Raw genomic sequence first — 17,367 nt, forward strand, 5'->3', positions numbered from 1 at the left:
GTCGAGCTGTTGCGGCAAAACGCTCCGGCCACCCGTCCCATAATCGCCCTCAGCGAAGGCAACGACCCCCGCATCACCAAAGGAGCCCTCAACGCGCAGAGGGCCAATCTGGCCGATATCATTCTGGTTGGCCCGTACGCCGAGGTCGAAGCAGCCCTGAAAGATCAGGGGGCTGCTGCCTCTCACGGAGTTGAGATCCATGACCCTGTGACTTCGGACCTGACCGAAGAATTTGCCCAGACCTTTTTCGAACTGCGCCAGCATAAAGGCGTCGACCGGGCCAAAGCCCGTGCTGCCGTTGAAACACCCCCCGTCTATGCCGCCATGCTGGTGCGCAGCGGACGCGCCACCGGCACCGTAGGAGGGGCCGTTCACACGACCGGCGAAATCGTCCGTGCAGCCATCCAAGTGATTGGCATGGCCCCCGATGCAGGAATGGTGTCATCCTTTTTCCTGATGTACCCGCCGGAAAACGCTCAGCCCGGGGCGCGGGCGATGCTCTATTCCGATTGCGGGCTGGTCATCAATCCGACCGCGGGCGAGCTGAGCAAGATTGCCATGGCATCCGCCACATCGGCCCGGACGCTGCTGCAGGTCGATCCAAAGATCGCGATGCTCAGCTTTTCCACGAAGGGCAGCGCCAAGCATCCGGACGTGGAAAAGGTGATTGAGGCTACAGAAATGCTGCGCCAGGCCGCGCCAGACCTGAACGTCGACGGTGAACTGCAATTCGACGCCGCCTTTGTACCTTCGGTTGGTGAGCGTAAATCACCGGGTTCGTCTGTCGCCGGGCAGGCCAACGTGATGATCTTTCCCAATCTTGATGCTGGCAATATCGGCTACAAAATCACCCAAAGACTGGGGGGCTACACCGCCATCGGACCGGTCTTACAGGGGCTGGCCAAACCCGCCAACGACCTGTCCCGCGGATGCAGCGCCGAGGATGTGACCCAGATGATCGCCGTGACCGCATTACAGGCAAATAGACTGTAACACTTAATTTTCGCACCGCTCCCGGAACGATGTTCTAAAATACCGAGGAAACTGACAAAATCCTCCTGACATAACCAACTGGACCCGCAAATGACCCATCAGCAGCCGATCCTTGATACGTCACCGAAAGTCTCGGACGAAATCCGCAGGACCACCTGCTACATGTGCGCCTGCCGATGCGGCATCAACGTTCACATGAAAGACGGCAAGGTTGCTTATATCGAAGGCAATCGCGACCACCCGGTGAACAAGGGCGTCTTGTGTGCCAAGGGGTCCGCCGGGATCATGCAGGTCAACGCCCCTTCGCGCCTGCGCAAGCCACTGAAACGGGTCGGTCCGCGTGGCTCGGGTGAATTTGAGGAGATCGGCTGGGACGAAGCGCTGGAACTGGCTGTCAGCTGGCTGGAGCCAATCCGTAAAGACAACCCGGAAAAGCTGGCCTTTTTCACCGGCCGGGACCAAAGTCAGAGTTTTACCAGCTTCTGGGCGCAAAATTTCGGAACCTGCAACTATGCGGCGCATGGCGGCTTCTGTTCGGTCAACATGGCCGCGGGCGGCATCTATACGATGGGCGGCGCGTTCTGGGAATTCGGCCAGCCTGATTGGGACCATACCAAGCTGTTCATGTTGTTTGGCGTGGCCGAAGACCACGACTCCAACCCGATCAAAATGGGTATTGGCAAGATCAAAGCGCGCGGCGCACGTGTAATCGGCGTCAACCCCATCCGCAGCGGATACAATGCCGTCGCCGATGATTGGGTCGGCATCACACCGGGAACTGACGGGCTGTTCATCCTGTCATTGATCCATGTACTGATGAAAGCCGGAAAGATCGATCTCGACTATCTGAGCCGCTACACCAATGCCCCGGTTTTGGTGGACGCGTCCGAAGGCGCCGGAAACGGCCTGTTCCTGCGCGACGATGACGGAAAGCCCCTGGTCATCGACCGGAATACAGGCAAGCTGACGGCCTTCGACACGCCTGGCGTTCGCCCGGATTTGTCAGCGATCTACGAAAACGACGGTGTCGTTCATCGCCCTGTGTTTCACTTGATGGCGGAAAAATACCTGTCTGAGGAACACGCGCCCGAAGCTGTTGCCGAAAAATGCGGTATTCCCGCCAAGCGCATTCGCGCGATTGCTGCGGAACTGGCGCGCGTCGCCTTTGACGAGGCGTTCGAGCTGGATCACGAATGGACCGATTTCCGGGGCGAGAAACACACCAAGATGATTGGCCGCCCTGTTGCGATGCACTCGATGCGCGGCGTTTCGGCTCATGCCAATGGTTTCCAGACCTGCCGCGCGCTGCATGTGCTGCAGATCATCCTTGGCACGGTCGAGGTTCCCGGCGGCTTCCGCTTCAAGCCCCCCTACCCCAAACCGATCGAGGCGCACCCGACACCGCATTGCAAGGTGACGCCCAACTCGCCCCTGGATGGCCCGCATCTGGGTTTCGTCCGCGGCCCGGAACACCTTGCGCTGAAGAAAGATGGCAGCCCCGCACGGATCGACAAGGCTTTCACCTGGGAAAACCCGATGTCCAGCCACGGGCTGATGCATATGGTGATCTCGAACGCACATGCGGGCGACCCGTACAAGATCGATACGCTGTTCATGTACATGGCAAACATGTCGTGGAACTCGACCATGAACACCAAGGGTGTCATCGAGATGCTGACGGACAAGGGTGAAAACGGCGATTACGTGATCCCGCGCATCATCTATTCGGACGCCTATTCTTCCGAGATGGTGGCCTACGCGGACCTCGTCCTTCCGGATACAACCTACCTCGAACGCCACGACTGTATCTCGCTGCTGGATCGCCCGATTTGCGAGGCGGATGCGGCCGCTGACGCAATCCGCTGGCCTGTGATCGAACCGGACCGTGACGTGCGCGGGTTTCAGTCAGTATTGATCGATCTCGCAAACCGTATGAAACTTCCGGGCTTCACCCATGAAGACGGCTGCGCAAAATGGGTCGATTACGCCGACTATATCGTCAATCACGAACGCAAGCCGGGTATTGGCCCACTAGCCGGGTTCCGTGGCGAAAATGCCGACAAGGAAGGGCGCGGAGAAGTCAACCCGGATCAGTTGAACCGCTATATAGAGAACGGCGGCTTCTACGTGGCGCATATCCCGCAAGGCGCGGATTACTACAAACCATGGAATGCGGCCTATCAGGAATGGGCCGTGGGCATGGGGCTCTATGACAGCCCGCAGCCATACCTATTCCAACTCTACTCCGAGCCGATGCGCAAGTTTCAGCTGGCAGCCGAAGGCCATGGCGACCGACAGCCGCCTGATCATCTGCGCCAGCGGATCAAAGACACGATGGACCCACTTCCAATCTGGTACGAAACAGACCAGCAGGGCAACGACGGCTTCACTGTCAACGCGCTGACCCAGCGCCCGATGGCGATGTATCACAGCTGGGGCACGCAAAACGCCTGGCTGCGGCAGTTGCACGGGCGAAACCCGCTCTATGTTCCGACCAAGCTGATGCACAAGCACGGCCTGAGCGACGGAGATTGGGCCAAAATCACATCCCCTCATGGTGAGATTACCGTCCCTGTGATGGAAATGGCCGCCCTGAACGAAAACACCGTCTGGACATGGAATGCCATCGGCAAACGCAAAGGCGCCTGGGCCCTGCAGCATGACGCGCCCGAGGCCACTAAGGGCTTTTTGCTCAACCACCTGATCCACGAATTATTGCCGCCAAAAGGCGACGGGCTACGCTGGGCCAACTCCGACCCCATTACTGGTCAGGCCGCATGGTTTGACCTGAAAGTCAAAATCGAAAAGGCCGACGCGCCCGCCGATGCTCAGAGCCAGCCTCATTTTGACCCGATCAAATCACCGGTAGGAGCTGGCCCTGCGAATTTGGCGTGGAAGGTGGGCGAATGACCCGGACCCGCTCTTCATCTGGCCACAAATATCCCGGGGGTGAATTGAGCCGCAGGCTCAAGAGGGGGCTGGCCCCCTCACCCGTCCTCAACAGCACAGGTATCCTGACATGACCCAGCTACCGAACTCCACCGAGCGCAAGATGGGTCTGGTGATCGACCTGGACACCTGCGTTGGGTGCCATGCCTGCGTGATTTCCTGCAAGGGCTGGAACACGGAAAATTACGGCGCGCCGCTGTCCGATCAGGATGCCTATGGCGCCAACCCGTCGGGCACTTTCCTGAACCGCGTGCATTCCTACGAGGTGCAACCGGCGGAAGGGCACGCGCAACTGATCCATTTCCCGAAATCCTGCCTGCACTGCGAAGACGCGCCCTGTGTTACCGTCTGCCCAACCGGGGCCAGTTACAAGCGGGTCGAGGATGGCATCGTGCTGGTCAATGAAAGCGACTGCATCGGGTGTGGCCTGTGTGCCTGGTCCTGCCCCTATGGCGCGCGTGAACTGGATAAGGCCGAGGGGGTGATGAAGAAATGCACCCTCTGCGTCGACCGGATTTACAACGAGAACCTGCCCGAGGTGGACCGGATTCCGTCTTGTGTTCGAACCTGTCCGGCGGGCGCGCGGCACTTTGGCGATCTGGGCAATCCGGAGAGCGACGTCAGCAAGCTTGTTGCGGAACGCGGCGGAATGGACCTGATGCCCGAAATGGGCACCAAACCCGTCAACAAATATCTTCCACCGCGCCCGAAAGACACGGTGGAAGATCAGATCGACATCCTGGCCCCACTGTTGGCACCTGTCGCTGAAGAGCCCAAGGGCTTCCTCGGCTGGCTCGACAAGACGTTGGAGAAACTCTGATGCATCCTGCACCCTCCGTCATCCTCTTCACCACTCTGTCCGGTCTGGGCTTCGGCCTGCTCTTCTTCCTTGGTCTTGGCCTTCCGGCTGTCTCGGGTTGGGTGGCTTTTGTGTTTTTCGCCATCGCTTACGGTCTGGCCGTCGGAGGGCTGATGGCCTCGACCTTCCACCTCGGCCACCCGGAACGGGCCTGGAAGGCTTTTACCCAATGGAAAACCAGCTGGCTTAGCCGTGAGGGCTGGTGTGCCGTGCTCGCCCTGGTCGTCATGGGACTTTATGCGATTGGCGTAGTGTTTCTGGATCGGCATTGGAGCCTGCTGGGTTGGGTCGGAGCGTTGATGTCACTGGCGACCGTGTTCACGACATCGATGATCTACACGCAACTCAAGACCATCCCGCGCTGGAATATGAACCTGACCCCCGCCATGTTCCTGAGCTTCAGCCTGGCGGGTGGTGCGTTGCTGGCGGGCCAGACACGTGTTGCTATTCCGCTTCTGCTGATCGCCGCTTTGGTTCAATTCTTGTATTGGAAGAAAGGCGACATAGCGCTGGAGGCATCCGGAACGGATCTGGGCACGGCGACAGGTTTGGGTAACCGGGGCACAGTCAGAGCGTTCGAACCACCGCATACCGGTACCAACTATCTGCTGCGTGAGTTTGTTCATGTGGTCGGGCGCAAACATGCACAGAAATTGCGGGTGATCTCGTTTGTATTGGCCTTTGTCCTGCCGGTTCTGTTGCTGGTCCTGCCATTCAACCATTTACTGGCCTTGCTGGCGGTGGCATCGCATCTGGCGGGTGTCGCGACCTCGCGCTGGTTGTTCTTTGCGCAGGCTGAACATGTCGTGGGGCTTTATTACGGCAAACGTTGAGGGGGCTCTGCCCCCGCCGCGGCACACCGCGACTCCCCTGGGATATTTTTGGCCAGATGAAGTCTGGATCCTGAAAAAGAAAAAGGCGGCGCTCGGTAGTCGAGGCCGCCTTTTCCGGTTTCTGAAGACCGGGTCAGATGAGGCCCGTGTGTGCTATTGCTGCTTCAATCGCGGCCTTTGTGCTGTCTTCCAGCTCGGTCAGAGGCGATCGGACTTCAGTGCTGCAGAGACCCAGTTTGCTGAGCGCGTATTTGGCGCCGACCAACCCGGGTTCGATAAAGATCGCTTCGTGCAGCGGCATCAGCTTGTCCTGGTATTCCAGTGCCTTTGCATAATCGCCCGACAATGTGGCCTGCTGGAATTCGGCGCAGAGTCTGGGGGCCACGTTTGCGGTAACTGAAATGCATCCGACACCGCCATGGGCATTGAAACCCAGTGCCGTGGCGTCTTCACCGGACAGTTGGCAGAAGTCCTTGCCACAGATCGCACGCTGCTGGCTGACGCGCGCCAGATCGCCCGTCGCATCCTTGACCCCGACAATACGCGGCAACCGGGCCAATTCGCCCATGGTGGCGGGGGTCATGTCGATGACCGATCGCCCGGGAATGTTGTAGATGATGATCGGAATATCCGCAGCCTCGTGCAGGGCTTGGAAATGCGCGATCAGGCCGCGTTGAGTCGGTTTGTTGTAGTAAGGCGTGACAACCAGCGCCGCATCGGCCCCAACTTTTTCGGCGAACTGAACGAACCGGACGGCTTCGACCGTGTTGTTCGACCCGGCACCGGCAATAACCGGAACACGGCCAGCAGCCGTTTTGACCACTTCTTCGATGACCGTTTCGTGTTCGTCATGGCTGAGCGTCGGGCTTTCGCCGGTGGTTCCAACGGGCACCAGCCCGGTCGAGCCTTCGGAGATCTGCCATTCGACCAGATGTTTAAGCGTCTTCAGGTCCAACTCGCCGTTGTTGAACGGAGTGACGAGAGCTGGCATCGAGCCTTTGAACATGACACGCTCCTTAAGGTGCACATTGCGGTTTTTGCGCCTCGGCCTCTCACGTTTCCAGCTTTGTGAGTTGATCCCGCCGGCGCAGGGTTTATCCTCACAGGCTCTATCCTCGGTTGGTTGGGAAATGCAAGGGATGACACGCTTTCTGGCACTGTTGACTGGTGTGATTCTATACGCAGTGACGACACCGCAAGCCGCACGCGCGGATGCGGCCGGTGATTTGCGCGCCGGGCTGTATGAAATGCGCAAGGGCGACTGGAACGCGGCACTGCGCGTATCGGGCCAGCGCGGCTCGGTCCCGCGCGATGTCATTGTCTGGCACTGGCTGCGTGAGGGGTTTGGCAGCTCGGGCGATGTGCTGGTGTTTCTCGAACGCCGCCCGGATTGGCCCGGGCTGGATTGGCTGCGCCGCAAGAGTGAGCCGGTCTTTACCGGGGCCGATCCCGACAGGGTTCTGAAGTTTTACGCTGGCTTGACTCCTCAGACTGCTGAAGGCGCGCTGAACTATGCGGTGGCCCTTAAGGCCAAAGGGCGCATTGGCGAGGCGGAAGCCGACATCGTGACAGCCTGGCGTACCATGCCGATGGGGTCGGGGTTGCAAAAGGACTATCTGGAGAATTTTGCCAAACTGCTGAAGCCACACCATGCCGCGCGGCTGGACCGGATGCTGTGGGATGGCCATTTGGTCAGCGCAGAACAGATGCTGCCCCTGGTCAGCACGGATGAGCGCAAGCTGGCCGAAGCGCGAATCGCGTTGCAGAAACGCCAGCCAGGCGTAGACGGCAAGGTGGCGGCGGTACCGAAGTCGCTGGCAGATGCGCCGGGGCTGGCATTCGACCGTTTTGTCTGGCGGGACAAGAAAGAACTGGATGACAGCGCCGTCGACCTGATGCTGGCACGGTCAACCGGACCGGAGGCTCTGGGCGAGCCTGACAAATGGGCCGAGGGACGCCGCCGTCTGGCCCGGCTCGAGATGCGATCGGGGCGAGCGGCGCGCGCTTATGACGTGGCGGCCAAGCACCATATGACCCCCGAAATGGGATATTCCTATGCGGATCTCGAGTGGCTGGCCGGGTTTCTGGCCCTGCGCAAACTGAATGACCCTGCCACAGCCGTGCGGCACTTCCAGAATTTTTCGAATGCCGTGCAATCGCCGATCTCGAAAGGGCGCGGCGGCTATTGGCTGGGGCGAGCTTACGCCGAGCTTGGGGAAGCAGACAAAGCCTATGAGGCCTATGCGATGGGCGCGGATCATCAGACCTCTTTTTATGGTCTGCTTGCGGCGGAACGGATCGGACGGCCATTTGACAAGGAACTGGCCAATCCGCGTCGCGCGCCGCACTGGCGTCAGGCTGAGTTCGCCGAATCCAGCGTCCTGGAAGCCGGGCTGCTGTTGCTGAAGGCCGGGGAAGACAACTTGTCCGAGAGGTTCCTGACCCATCTTGTCGAAGGTCTTGACCCTGTGCAGGCCAACCAGTTGGGCGACCTTGCAATTGAACTTAAGCAGCCGCATCTGGCTGTGATGATCGCCAAGCGGGCTGCGACCACGGGCACCATTTTGCCTGCGGCCTACTACCCGGTTCATCCGGTGGCCGACATGCGTCTGCCAATGGCCAAGGAAATGACGCTGGCCATCGCACGGCGCGAAAGCGAATTTGATCCGGTTGTCGTCAGCGGCGCGGGTGCGCGCGGCCTGATGCAGGTGATGCCCGCAACGGCCAAGCTGGTGGCCGGAGAGCTGGGGATACTCAGCGGCCATCAGACCGGTCGGTTGACGTCGGACTGGCAATACAACGCCAAGCTTGGCGCCAACTATCTTTCGGGCCTTGCGACCGAGTTCAACGGGAATGTCGTCATGATGGCGGCGGGTTACAATGCTGGTCCAAAGCGCCCGATCTCGTGGATGGAACGCTATGGTGATCCACGCACCGGCGAGGTGGATATCGTAGACTGGATCGAGACCATTCCGTTCGATGAGACGCGCAACTATGTGATGCGCGTGACCGAAAGCTTGCCGGTCTACCGCGCCCGACTGGGGCAGCCCGCCCTGCCGGTTCCGTTTTCGCAGGAACTGATCGGATCATCGCTGGCGGCGTTCGCGCCATAAGGTAAAAAGCCCTGCGGCTACAACAATCGCTGCGCCCGCGACAACTTCAGGGCGCAGTGTTTCACCAAAGATCGAAATCCCCAGAATCGCGCTCCAGACCAGGTGAAAATAGGCAAAGGGTTGGACGGCGCTGGCTTCGGCCATCTCATAACATTTGATCAGCAGCCAGTGCCCCGTTGCCCCGCTGACGCACAGCAACGCCATCCAGAGCCAGTCGCTGCTGGCCATTGGCTCCCAGAACCACATTCCAAACAGAGTCATGGCGACGGCGCCAACGACGCCGGTCCAGAAAAAGCTGGTGGCCGTGCTATCCTGACGTGCGACATAGCGCGTCAGCAGGCCATAGATCGCAAACAAAAACGCCGAGATCAGCGGTATGACGGCCCAAGGATCAAAGACACCAACGCCCGGCTGCAGAATGATCAGAACACCAATGCAACCAACGCCGATCGCGACCCAGCGCCGCCATCCGACCTTTTCGTCCAGAACCGGACCGCTCAGCGCCGCGACAAGCAGGGGATAGCTTATGAAAACGGCCATACTGTCGATCAGACCGAGCACTGTGAAACCAAATACGGCGACGCAGATCTCGGTGGCCAGCAGCAGGCCCCGCAGGATCTGAAGACCCATCTGGTTCGTCTGCATGGCCGCCTTTAACCCGCCTGAGGATCGCGCCGCCAACGCAATGACAAAGGCCGCGAAGAACCAATAGCGGATCATCACCACCATGTAGGTGTTATAGGTTCCGGCCAAATGGCGTGAGATACCGTCCTGCAAGGCAAAGACAATCGTCGCGCCCACCATCAGGGCGATACCCGCACCTGCATTGTTTTTCTGCGTCATGCCTTGAGCGCCCGCGTCATGTGCCTCTTTCGGCCATAACCGGATGTACGGGTGACGGTGAAACCGGCATCCTGAAGCCCGCGTCGAACAAACCCGGCGGCCGTATATGTGGCTGCGGTACCATCGGTGGCTGTATGCGCCGCCACTTGCTGCATCAGATCTGCCCCCCACAATTCTGGGTTCTTGGCAGGAGAGAACCCGTCGAGGAACCAGGCGTTGGCCAGGCCAGTCCATTGCGGCAGGCTGTTGCGCGCATCGCCGATGATCACTTCGCATTGAAGGGTTTCAAGACTGCACGCGCGACCTGTCCAATGGGCCAGAAACCGGCTGCACCACGGGTGCAACTCGGGGAAGGCCTCAAGCGCGTGACGCATATCATCCGTGGCCATGGGAAAGGCTTCGAAACTGGTGAACCGAAGCGGCCCTGTTTGGCCGGATTTCTCCCATTCAGACCAGACCGTCAGCAGGTTCAGACCGGTGCCAAAGCCCAGCTCGGCAATATGAAACCCCGGCGCAAAACGTTCTGGCAGATCATTACCTGCAAGAAACACATGGCGCGTCTCTTCCAGCCCGTTCTGCAACGAGTAATAGGGATCGTCGAAACGGTCCGAGACCGGTATCTGATCCTCGGTCCACGTCAATTCGGCATGCTGGTCTGCCATCGGGGAATCCTGTAGCTAAGCGGCGCGACACTGAACAAGGAAAAGGGAATTGGCAATGATCGATGTGACGGTTCGCGGGGCAGGAATTTTCGGCCTGTCCATCGCCTGGACCTGCGCCCGTCGGGGCGCGAAGGTGCAGGTCGTCGATCCTTTTGGGCCGGGCTCCGGGTCCAGCGGCGGTCTGGTGGGGGCCTTGGCCCCGCACGTGCCTGAAAACTGGAATGCTAAGAAAGCTTTCCAATTCGACAGCCTGATCATGGCCGAACCCTTTTGGCATCAGGTCGAGGGTACCGGCGGCGTTTCTCCCGGCTACGGGCGGCTGGGCCGTCTTCAACCCATTCCTGACGCCCGCAGTCTGGATCTGGCCCGGCAACGCGAAGGTTCAGCCGATCAGCTTTGGCAGGGGCGGGCAGAATGGCGGGTGATCAGCACATCGCAGGCCGGATCGTGGTGCCCGCCCAGCCCCACCGGCTTTGTCATCCGCGATACGCTGACGGCGCGCATGCATCCCCGGCGGGCCTGCGCCGCTCTGGTTGCAGCCCTTGAGGTCATGGGTGTCCACGTTGTCAGTAGCGCTGATGATAAAGGGCAGGTTGTCCACGCCACGGGCCTAGCCGGATTACTTGAACTGAACGACGCCTACGGAAAGACCGTCGGAAACGGTGTCAAAGGTCAGGCCGCCCTGTTGCGCTTTGACGCGGGAGAGGTGCCACAGCTTTTCGCGGATGCGGTCCATATCGTGCCACATGCGGACGGAACGCTTGCAATCGGATCAACGTCTGAACGGGACTATGACGACCCAACCAGCACAGACAGTGCATTGGACGATATCATAGACCGGGCCACGCGCGCGCTGCCGCTTTTGCACGGGGCCGAGGTGATCGAACGTTGGGCCGGGGTGCGTCCCCGCAGCAAAAGCCGCGCCCCGATGTTAGGCCTGCATCCGTTGCATCAGGGTCAGTTCATCGCCAATGGCGGTTTCAAGATCGGCTTTGGCATGGCTCCGAAAGTGGCCGATGTTATGGCCGATCTGATGCTGGAGGACAGGGATTCGATCCCCGATGACTTCCGCCCCGGAGCCTCACTGTGATAGGGCCACAGCTTTCATGCATTGCCGCCCATCCGGGCCGCGCACCCACATGTCCTGACCGTTCCGGCACAGCTGGGCAGTCTCGAAATGCATCAACGGCGAGGTCGCTCGGAAAGAAAACGACTTGAGTGGTCCGCCAAGATCAACTGCAAACAGCATCAGAAGCTGCGCCAGAAGTGGCCCGTGCACAACCAGCCCTGCATATCCTTCCACATCGCGCGCATAGTCCAGATCGTAGTGAATGCGATGGCCGTTGAAGGTCAGCGCTGAGTAGCGAAACAGCAGGGTGGTATCGAACGCAACCGCGCGGATATCCGTTTCATCCGTGCGTGAACGAGGCGGTGTCGGAGTTATTGCGTCCGGCGTGGGGTCTTCACGATAAACAAGGTCCTGCCATTCTGTCAGACAAAGTTGGCCACCTTGCCGTATCTCATGCCGCAACGTGACAAAACCCAACGGTCCGGAGCGCCCTGTTTTTGTGCTTTGGTTTTCAAGAACCGATGTCCTGTCGGCAGTGACTCCTGCGATCAGCGGCGCATGAAACTCCAATTGCCCACCGGCCCACATTCTGCGGGGCAACCCCATATCCGGGATCAGGCCACCCACCCTGGGATGCCCATCCCGGCCCAGCGCAGCAGGCGGTTGCGGCGCCCAGAAATAGAGCTGATGGAAGAATGGCGGCAGAGCTGAGCCTTTGGCAATTGTTGGCTCAGAGCCCAACGCAACCTGAAACGAAGCGGCACGGGCCGGGTCAAGGATATCGCTTTGACTTTGTTCCAACATATGCGCAGTCCAAGCTCAGAAACCGGCCTCGACCCTGAGTTTCTGCATCAGCATGTGCAGTGACTTTTCATACCGTTCGGACAGCAACTTTCCCTGTTCGTCGAATTCATTCGAACTGTCAGCGAGGTGGATTTCCGGACCCTGCAAGATGCGGGGCTGAAAGGGCACCATGCAAGCGCGCAGGATCATCTGCGCCCTTTCCCCACCAGCGCGGCCACCCGCCGCCGACATCACGGCAACCGGCTTGCCCGCCCATGGATTGCCTTTCGTCCGGCTGACCCAGTCCAGCGCGTTTTTCAGAACGCCCGAAGGCCCTTTGTTGTATTCGGGCGTCGAGATGATCACCGCATCCGCCTGCCCGATCTGGTCGGCCAGCATCTGAACAGATGCCGGTATCCCTACGGCATCCTCCAGATCGCCATCATAAAGCGGCAGGTTCAGGTCTGCTTCGGCATAGCTGACAGGGTCGAACAACCGGGCCGCTTCGCGCAGCAGCTTGCGGTTCGTCGCGTCCTTGCGCAGGGAGCCGGACAGGCCAAGCAGGGTCGGTTGAGACATCAGGGACAACTCCGTTTCAGTGTTTCCCAATAGTTAGACCGAGATTGACCCCGACCAAACCCCCATTGACGCACAGTCATTGCGCAACAGCGGCCGGGCCAGACCGGTCCTGCGTTTCAGGATCACGCGTTTCCGCTGGGGACCACAACAATCTCAACCCGCCGGTTTTGCGCTTTTCCTTGCGGCGTTAGGTTGGACGCGACCGGGTTGTTTTCACCCTGACCGTAGGTTCTGATACGGCTGTAGCTGACACCATTGGCTTGCAGGATATCCGCGACCGCGTTTGCGCGACGCTCGGACAATCCCTGATTATAAGACGCGTCGCCGTCGCTGTCGGTATGACCAATGATCTGCACGTTCGAGTTGGGATAGTTGACAAGGTTCTGGCCCACTTTCACCAGATCCGCCCGCAGCGCCGGGCGCACGGTCGAGCTGTCCGTGTCAAACGTAATGTCATTCGGGACGGTCACGATCAGCCGGTCACCCGCATTGACGATTGTAATCCCGTCATTTGCCAGTTGCTGACGCAATTCCGCAGCCTGCTTGTCCAACTGGTTGCCGATCAGACCGCCACCCGTGGCACCAATGGCGGCACCGGCCAGCGCCCCAAGACCCGGGTTCGAGTTATTGGCAATCGCGCCGACACCCGCGCCGATAAGGCCACCCAGAACCGCACCCTGCTTCGTATTTTTGTTGGGGTCGTTCTGAACGGTCAGGGTGCCCGGATCGGTACAGGCCGTCACCGCCATGATTGAACACAGGCCTGTCGCCAGAAAAAACTTTGAAATCGTCATGATATCACCTTCTGCTCCGGTACCCGTTCTTCGGGCTTGATCCATTTCACCCAGTATATCACTGCGCTTGCTCACAGGCTCAAGCAACAATGCGGTGAAATAGGCGAATACCCGCCAAAGGCCATTCATACCGGTTCCGCAAAGGTGCCCGCGTGCTGTTGTTCCTGCCAGAGATCACGCAAAGATTTACCCTGTCCCAGAAATCCTTCGTCAGTGTATTCACTGGACCAGATGCGATCGGTTCTGAAATGGCGAAAGCCGTTTCGCATTTCGCACCACCCTGCCAGCAACGTGCATTCGATATGATAGATCAGCGCCAGCGGGCGCACCACGCGGATGGTTTGTTCGCCTTCACCATCTACGTAAGTGATGCGAATTTTCCGTTCTGCCCGAATAGCTTCGCGATAATGCGAAACAGAAACACATCCCTTCTCGGGATCATCCGCCGGAGCCCCCCAGGGTGAAACCTGCAACCAATCGGTCGGGCTATGCAGTGCATCGATCTTCCGACAGATTCGACTTGCAGCGCGCTGCAAGTGGCTGTCGCCGGTGCGCGCCAGAAGAGACAGGCCAACCCACAGAGCCTCAACCTCTTCGGCGTCGAAATTCAGCGGCGGCAAATCGTAACCACGCCGCATCATGTAGCCGACACCGGCCTCACCTTCGATGGGTGTCGCTGGGCCTGCAATTCGGCAATGTCACGATAGACGGTGCGCATGGACACCTCCAGCCGGGCAGCCAGCGCTTCTGCCGTGACCGGCGCACCTGCGGCCCGCAGAATCTGGATGATTTCAAACAAACGGGTCGAACGGCGCATCGCATTCTCCTGACACTCTGCTGACACCCTAGCACACCCCACTGACAACATGCTGTCAGCAGTGACGCGCGATAATGGGTGGATATCACACAAGGAGCCAAGAAATGCCGCACCTCGACAACCACGTCATGATGACACTGAAGCTTGGTCAATGGTCACAGGATCACACACTGCGTGCCTTCGAGATTGAACGTGAGCTCGCGCAGGAGCGCCATTGCCGCCAGCCGGTTTCGACGAAACGAACAAGACGCATTTCGCTGGGCAACCTGAAGATGCTGTGGGCCGGAATTGTCTGAGATCAGAAATCGGGCTGGGCGCGAAATTTCATCGAGTGCCCGCCCTCGGGATGCTTCAGGCGCAGTTCTTCGGAATGCAGCATCAATCTGGGAAATTCCCTTGCCGCACCTGTTGCATAGAACGGATCGCCCAGAATCGGGTGACCCAATGCCTGCATATGAACGCGCAACTGATGAGACCGCCCGGTTTTGGGAAACAAACGTAGGCGAGAGGTCTCGCCCTCATGTTTCACGACGCGCCAATCGGTGACAGCAGGTTTACCCGTATCATGACACACAATTTGTCTGGGTCGGTTAGGCCAGTCCACGATCAACGGCAGGTCAACGGTGCCGGTCTTTGGCTCCATCCGCCCCCAGACACCGGCAATATAGGTTTTCCGGGTCTGCCGCTTCTCGAACTGCATACTCAGATGCCGCTGCGCATGGGGTGTTTGGGCAAAAACCATGACACCTGATGTGTCCCGGTCCAGTCGATGCACAAGCAACGCCTGAGGGAAAGCTGCCTGCACGCGTGTCAGAAGGCAATCAGCCAGATGCTCGCCCCGCCCCGGCACGGAAAGCAGACCTGACGGTTTGTTCACCACAATCAGCTGCGCATCTTCGTGCAGCACGTCCAGCGCGGTTTGCGGGGGGGCATAGGTTTCGCTCATGCGGGCCTGCCTATCTCAGCACGCACCTTCCCGCAACGTCGTCCTTGCGCGCCCGATCATGTTCGGTGAACTTCTGCGCAGGAGGACAGGACATGCACCCCACAATTGAACGACTGCAAGAGGTTGTCGCCAAGGGCGATGAGGCGCTGATCCACGATCTGCTGGCCGAAGATGTGCAGTTCCTGCCACCAACCTATTACAGCACCTGGACCGGGCGCTCACCTGTGGCTGCCGTTCTTGGTCATGTCGGGCAGGTCTTTTCCGACTTCCGGTATCGCAGGATCATGGGCGCTGGCAACGATTGGGCACTGGAGTTTCAATGCAAGATTGGAGATCTGGACGGCATTGGCGTTGACCTCATTACGCTGAACGAGGATGGTTTGATCCAAATCTTCGAAGTGGCCATGCGCCCCTACAAAACAGTCGGCGCACTACGCGAGGCGATGATGGCGCGCGTGATGACTGACGCTCGTTTTCTGGAATTCAAAAACGCCCTGACGTGACTTGATGATGCGCACTCTGATAGCACCCGACCAGGTTTTACGTGTGCCCTTGTTGCCCATTCTGGCCGCGCAAGCCCTTTTGGTGCGCCGCAATGCCCGACTTTTGCCGGAGCCGACTGGCCCGCGAGCGGGCCGAACAGGGCGTGGCCCCCGCCTGCGTCTGCTGATCACCGGCGACAGCTCGGCGGCCGGAGTGGGCGCGGGAACTCAGGCGCAGGCCTTGTCGGGGCAGCTTGTGGACCGGCTGACCGGACATCATACGGTTGAATGGCAACTTGAGGCCACCACAGGGCACACGACGCTGGACACAATTGACCGCCTGAGGCGCATAAAGGGCGAATTCGATGCGGTGGTCACCGCTTTGGGGGTGAATGACGTCACCCGCGCCGTCTCTTGCCGCACATTTGCGGATCGTCAGGCGCAGCTTATCAACATCCTGACAAAAGACCTGGGGGCGCGTCGCATTATCATCACCGGCGTTCCGCAAATGAACAGGTTTCCGGCCCTGCCACACCCATTGGCCTGGGTGCTTGGCCGTCAGGCTGCGCGGCTGGATAACGCGTTGCAACAGGTTGTTTCCGTCCATTCACACGTGCAACATCTAAGGCTTGATCTGCCCGACGACCCGGCCCTGGCGGCACCGGACGGGTATCACCCAAGCCCCCGGGCCTATGCGCTGTGGGCAGACGCTGCAGCACGCCTGTTGCTTTAGGCCTGAGCCCGCGCCTGCCGGATCATCGGGATCGAGTAAATGACCAAAGCCACCCAGATCAGGGGGAATGCGATCATGCGTCCGGTGTCGATTTTCTCACCAAACAGAGTGATGGCTGTAATGAAAATCATAGTCGGCGCAATGTACTGCAGGATGCCCATGGTCGACAGGCGCACCAGCTTGGCCCCGTTCGCATAGACCAGCAATGGAACCGCCGTGACGATACCGGCGCAGGACAACAGTAGGGTATCAGACATCGCGACCCCAAAATGGCCTGTGCCTTGCACGCCCAGCCAGGTGACATAAGCCAAGGCCGGGATCAAAAGGATCAGGACCTCAAGCAGAAAGCCCTGGTTGGGACCAATTGGAAGGGATCTCTTGAAGAACGCATAGAAACCCCAGCTGACCATCAAACTCAGCGCCGCCCAGGGAAGCCGCCCTGCCTCAAGCACAAGCACAAGAACGCCCAGCGCGGCAAGCCCCACCGCAAACAATTGGGTCCGAGTCAAGGGCTCACGCAGCAGAATTGCGCCCAACGCAATACTGAAAAGCGGGTTGATGTAATACCCAAGCGCCGCTTCCAGCGCGTGCCCCGTCGAGATCGCCCAAACATAAATCGCCCAGTTCACGGAAATCAGCGCCGCCGTCAAAGCCGCCATGGCCAGCATCCGGGGATTGCCCAGTGCAGCTTTCAAGTCCCGGGTACGCCCCAGCGCGACCAGAAGCAAACCTGCAACCGGAACAGACCAGATAACCCGATGCGCCACCACCTCAACCGGTCCAATGTGATCCATCGCCTTCATATAAAGCGGCAGAAATCCCCACAGGACATACGCCGTGATAGCCAAAGCCAGACCTTTGGGCGTGTCCGCATTCTGTGGTGGTAAAGGCGTGTCTGTCACGAATGTTCTC

17 protein-coding genes and 1 pseudogene are annotated in these 17,367 nt (G+C 59.4%); 9 read left to right on the top strand and 9 right to left on the bottom strand.

The features are described 5' to 3' along the window. The 4 genes from pta to AC2FLU_RS14245 all read left to right on the top strand — a co-directional run. Window positions 1–993, top strand: a 993-nt coding sequence (gene pta / locus AC2FLU_RS14230; protein WP_496809464.1) for a phosphate acetyltransferase, incomplete at its 5' end; no start/stop codon positions are given. A 90-nt stretch (window positions 994–1,083) separates the two neighbouring features. Continuing rightward, on the top strand, window positions 1,084–3,903 hold the full coding sequence (locus tag AC2FLU_RS14235) for a molybdopterin oxidoreductase family protein (protein WP_496809465.1): 2,820 nt from the start codon (window positions 1,084–1,086) through the stop codon (window positions 3,901–3,903). A gap of 109 nt (window positions 3,904–4,012) precedes the next feature. Beyond that, window positions 4,013–4,762, top strand: coding sequence for a 4Fe-4S dicluster domain-containing protein (locus AC2FLU_RS14240; protein ID WP_496809466.1), 750 nt, complete (start codon window positions 4,013–4,015; stop codon window positions 4,760–4,762). Further along, a complete protein-coding gene (locus AC2FLU_RS14245) occupies window positions 4,762–5,634 on the top strand; it encodes a dimethyl sulfoxide reductase anchor subunit family protein (protein WP_496809467.1) in 873 nt (290 codons plus the stop codon). The genes AC2FLU_RS14240 and AC2FLU_RS14245 overlap by 1 nt, the downstream gene beginning before the upstream one ends. A gap of 133 nt (window positions 5,635–5,767) precedes the next feature. On the opposite strand, the gene dapA is transcribed toward AC2FLU_RS14245, so the two are convergent. Beyond that, window positions 5,768–6,640, bottom strand: coding sequence for a 4-hydroxy-tetrahydrodipicolinate synthase (dapA, locus tag AC2FLU_RS14250; RefSeq protein WP_496809468.1), 873 nt, complete (start codon window positions 6,638–6,640; stop codon window positions 5,768–5,770). 133 nt (window positions 6,641–6,773) lie between these two features. Here dapA and AC2FLU_RS14255 point away from each other — a divergent pair, with 133 nt between their 5' ends. Then, complete coding sequence (locus tag AC2FLU_RS14255) at window positions 6,774–8,747, top strand: lytic transglycosylase domain-containing protein (RefSeq protein WP_480474110.1); 1,974 nt, start codon at window positions 6,774–6,776, stop codon at window positions 8,745–8,747. On the opposite strand, the gene AC2FLU_RS14260 is transcribed toward AC2FLU_RS14255, so the two are convergent. Together AC2FLU_RS14260 and mnmC2 are read right to left on the bottom strand one after the other, a co-directional pair. Continuing rightward, window positions 8,721–9,590, bottom strand: a complete 870-nt coding sequence (locus AC2FLU_RS14260; protein WP_496809469.1) for a DMT family transporter — start codon at window positions 9,588–9,590, stop codon at window positions 8,721–8,723. The two genes, AC2FLU_RS14255 and AC2FLU_RS14260, sit on opposite strands and share 27 nt — an antisense overlap. After that, a complete protein-coding gene (gene mnmC2 / locus AC2FLU_RS14265; protein WP_480517800.1) occupies window positions 9,587–10,252 on the bottom strand; it encodes a tRNA (5-methylaminomethyl-2-thiouridine)(34)-methyltransferase MnmC2 in 666 nt (221 codons plus the stop codon). Before mnmC2 ends, AC2FLU_RS14260 begins: the two co-directional genes overlap by 4 nt. A gap of 55 nt (window positions 10,253–10,307) precedes the next feature. On the opposite strand from mnmC2, the gene AC2FLU_RS14270 reads away from it, so the two are divergent. Continuing rightward, window positions 10,308–11,342, top strand: coding sequence for an NAD(P)/FAD-dependent oxidoreductase (locus tag AC2FLU_RS14270; RefSeq protein ID WP_480517802.1), 1,035 nt, complete (start codon window positions 10,308–10,310; stop codon window positions 11,340–11,342). Here AC2FLU_RS14270 and AC2FLU_RS14275 read toward each other — a convergent pair. The 4 genes and pseudogenes from AC2FLU_RS14275 to AC2FLU_RS14290 all read right to left on the bottom strand — a co-directional run bounded on the left by AC2FLU_RS14275 (window position 11,334) and on the right by AC2FLU_RS14290 (window position 14,294). Next, window positions 11,334–12,125, bottom strand: a complete 792-nt coding sequence (locus tag AC2FLU_RS14275; RefSeq protein WP_496809470.1) for an HTD2 family dehydratase — start codon at window positions 12,123–12,125, stop codon at window positions 11,334–11,336. The genes AC2FLU_RS14270 and AC2FLU_RS14275 overlap by 9 nt on opposite strands. 15 nt (window positions 12,126–12,140) lie before the next feature. Next, the gene (locus AC2FLU_RS14280) at window positions 12,141–12,683 is read right to left on the bottom strand and encodes an NADPH-dependent FMN reductase (RefSeq protein WP_496809471.1); all 543 of its coding nucleotides are present in this window, start codon (window positions 12,681–12,683) and stop codon (window positions 12,141–12,143) included. A 122-nt stretch (window positions 12,684–12,805) separates the two neighbouring features. Continuing rightward, window positions 12,806–13,477: a YiaD family glycine zipper/OmpA-like lipoprotein gene (locus AC2FLU_RS14285; RefSeq protein ID WP_209505259.1), complete on the bottom strand. Its 672-nt coding sequence runs from the start codon at window positions 13,475–13,477 to the stop codon at window positions 12,806–12,808. 125 nt (window positions 13,478–13,602) lie between these two features. Further along, window positions 13,603–14,294, bottom strand: a pseudogene (locus AC2FLU_RS14290) (helix-turn-helix transcriptional regulator). Between the two features lie 104 nt (window positions 14,295–14,398). Here AC2FLU_RS14290 and AC2FLU_RS14295 point away from each other — a divergent pair. After that, on the top strand, window positions 14,399–14,590 hold the full coding sequence (locus AC2FLU_RS14295; protein ID WP_480484088.1) for a hypothetical protein: 192 nt from the start codon (window positions 14,399–14,401) through the stop codon (window positions 14,588–14,590). 2 nt (window positions 14,591–14,592) lie between these two features. On the opposite strand, the gene AC2FLU_RS14300 is transcribed toward AC2FLU_RS14295, so the two are convergent. Then, window positions 14,593–15,240, bottom strand: coding sequence for an RluA family pseudouridine synthase (locus tag AC2FLU_RS14300; protein WP_496812020.1), 648 nt, complete (start codon window positions 15,238–15,240; stop codon window positions 14,593–14,595). Between the two features lie 92 nt (window positions 15,241–15,332). Between AC2FLU_RS14300 and AC2FLU_RS14305 the strand changes: the two genes are divergently transcribed. Beyond that, entirely contained in the window at window positions 15,333–15,743 is a 411-nt protein-coding gene (locus AC2FLU_RS14305) for a nuclear transport factor 2 family protein (protein WP_480474118.1), read from the top strand. A gap of 4 nt (window positions 15,744–15,747) precedes the next feature. After that, window positions 15,748–16,455: an SGNH/GDSL hydrolase family protein gene (locus tag AC2FLU_RS14310; RefSeq protein WP_480555052.1), complete on the top strand. Its 708-nt coding sequence runs from the start codon at window positions 15,748–15,750 to the stop codon at window positions 16,453–16,455. On the opposite strand, the gene rarD is transcribed toward AC2FLU_RS14310, so the two are convergent. After that, entirely contained in the window at window positions 16,452–17,357 is a 906-nt protein-coding gene (gene rarD, locus AC2FLU_RS14315; protein WP_496809472.1) for an EamA family transporter RarD, read from the bottom strand. The genes AC2FLU_RS14310 and rarD overlap by 4 nt on opposite strands. Window positions 17,358–17,367 lie beyond the last annotated feature (10 nt).

This window comes from Ruegeria sp. SAZD013, assembly GCF_059612525.1.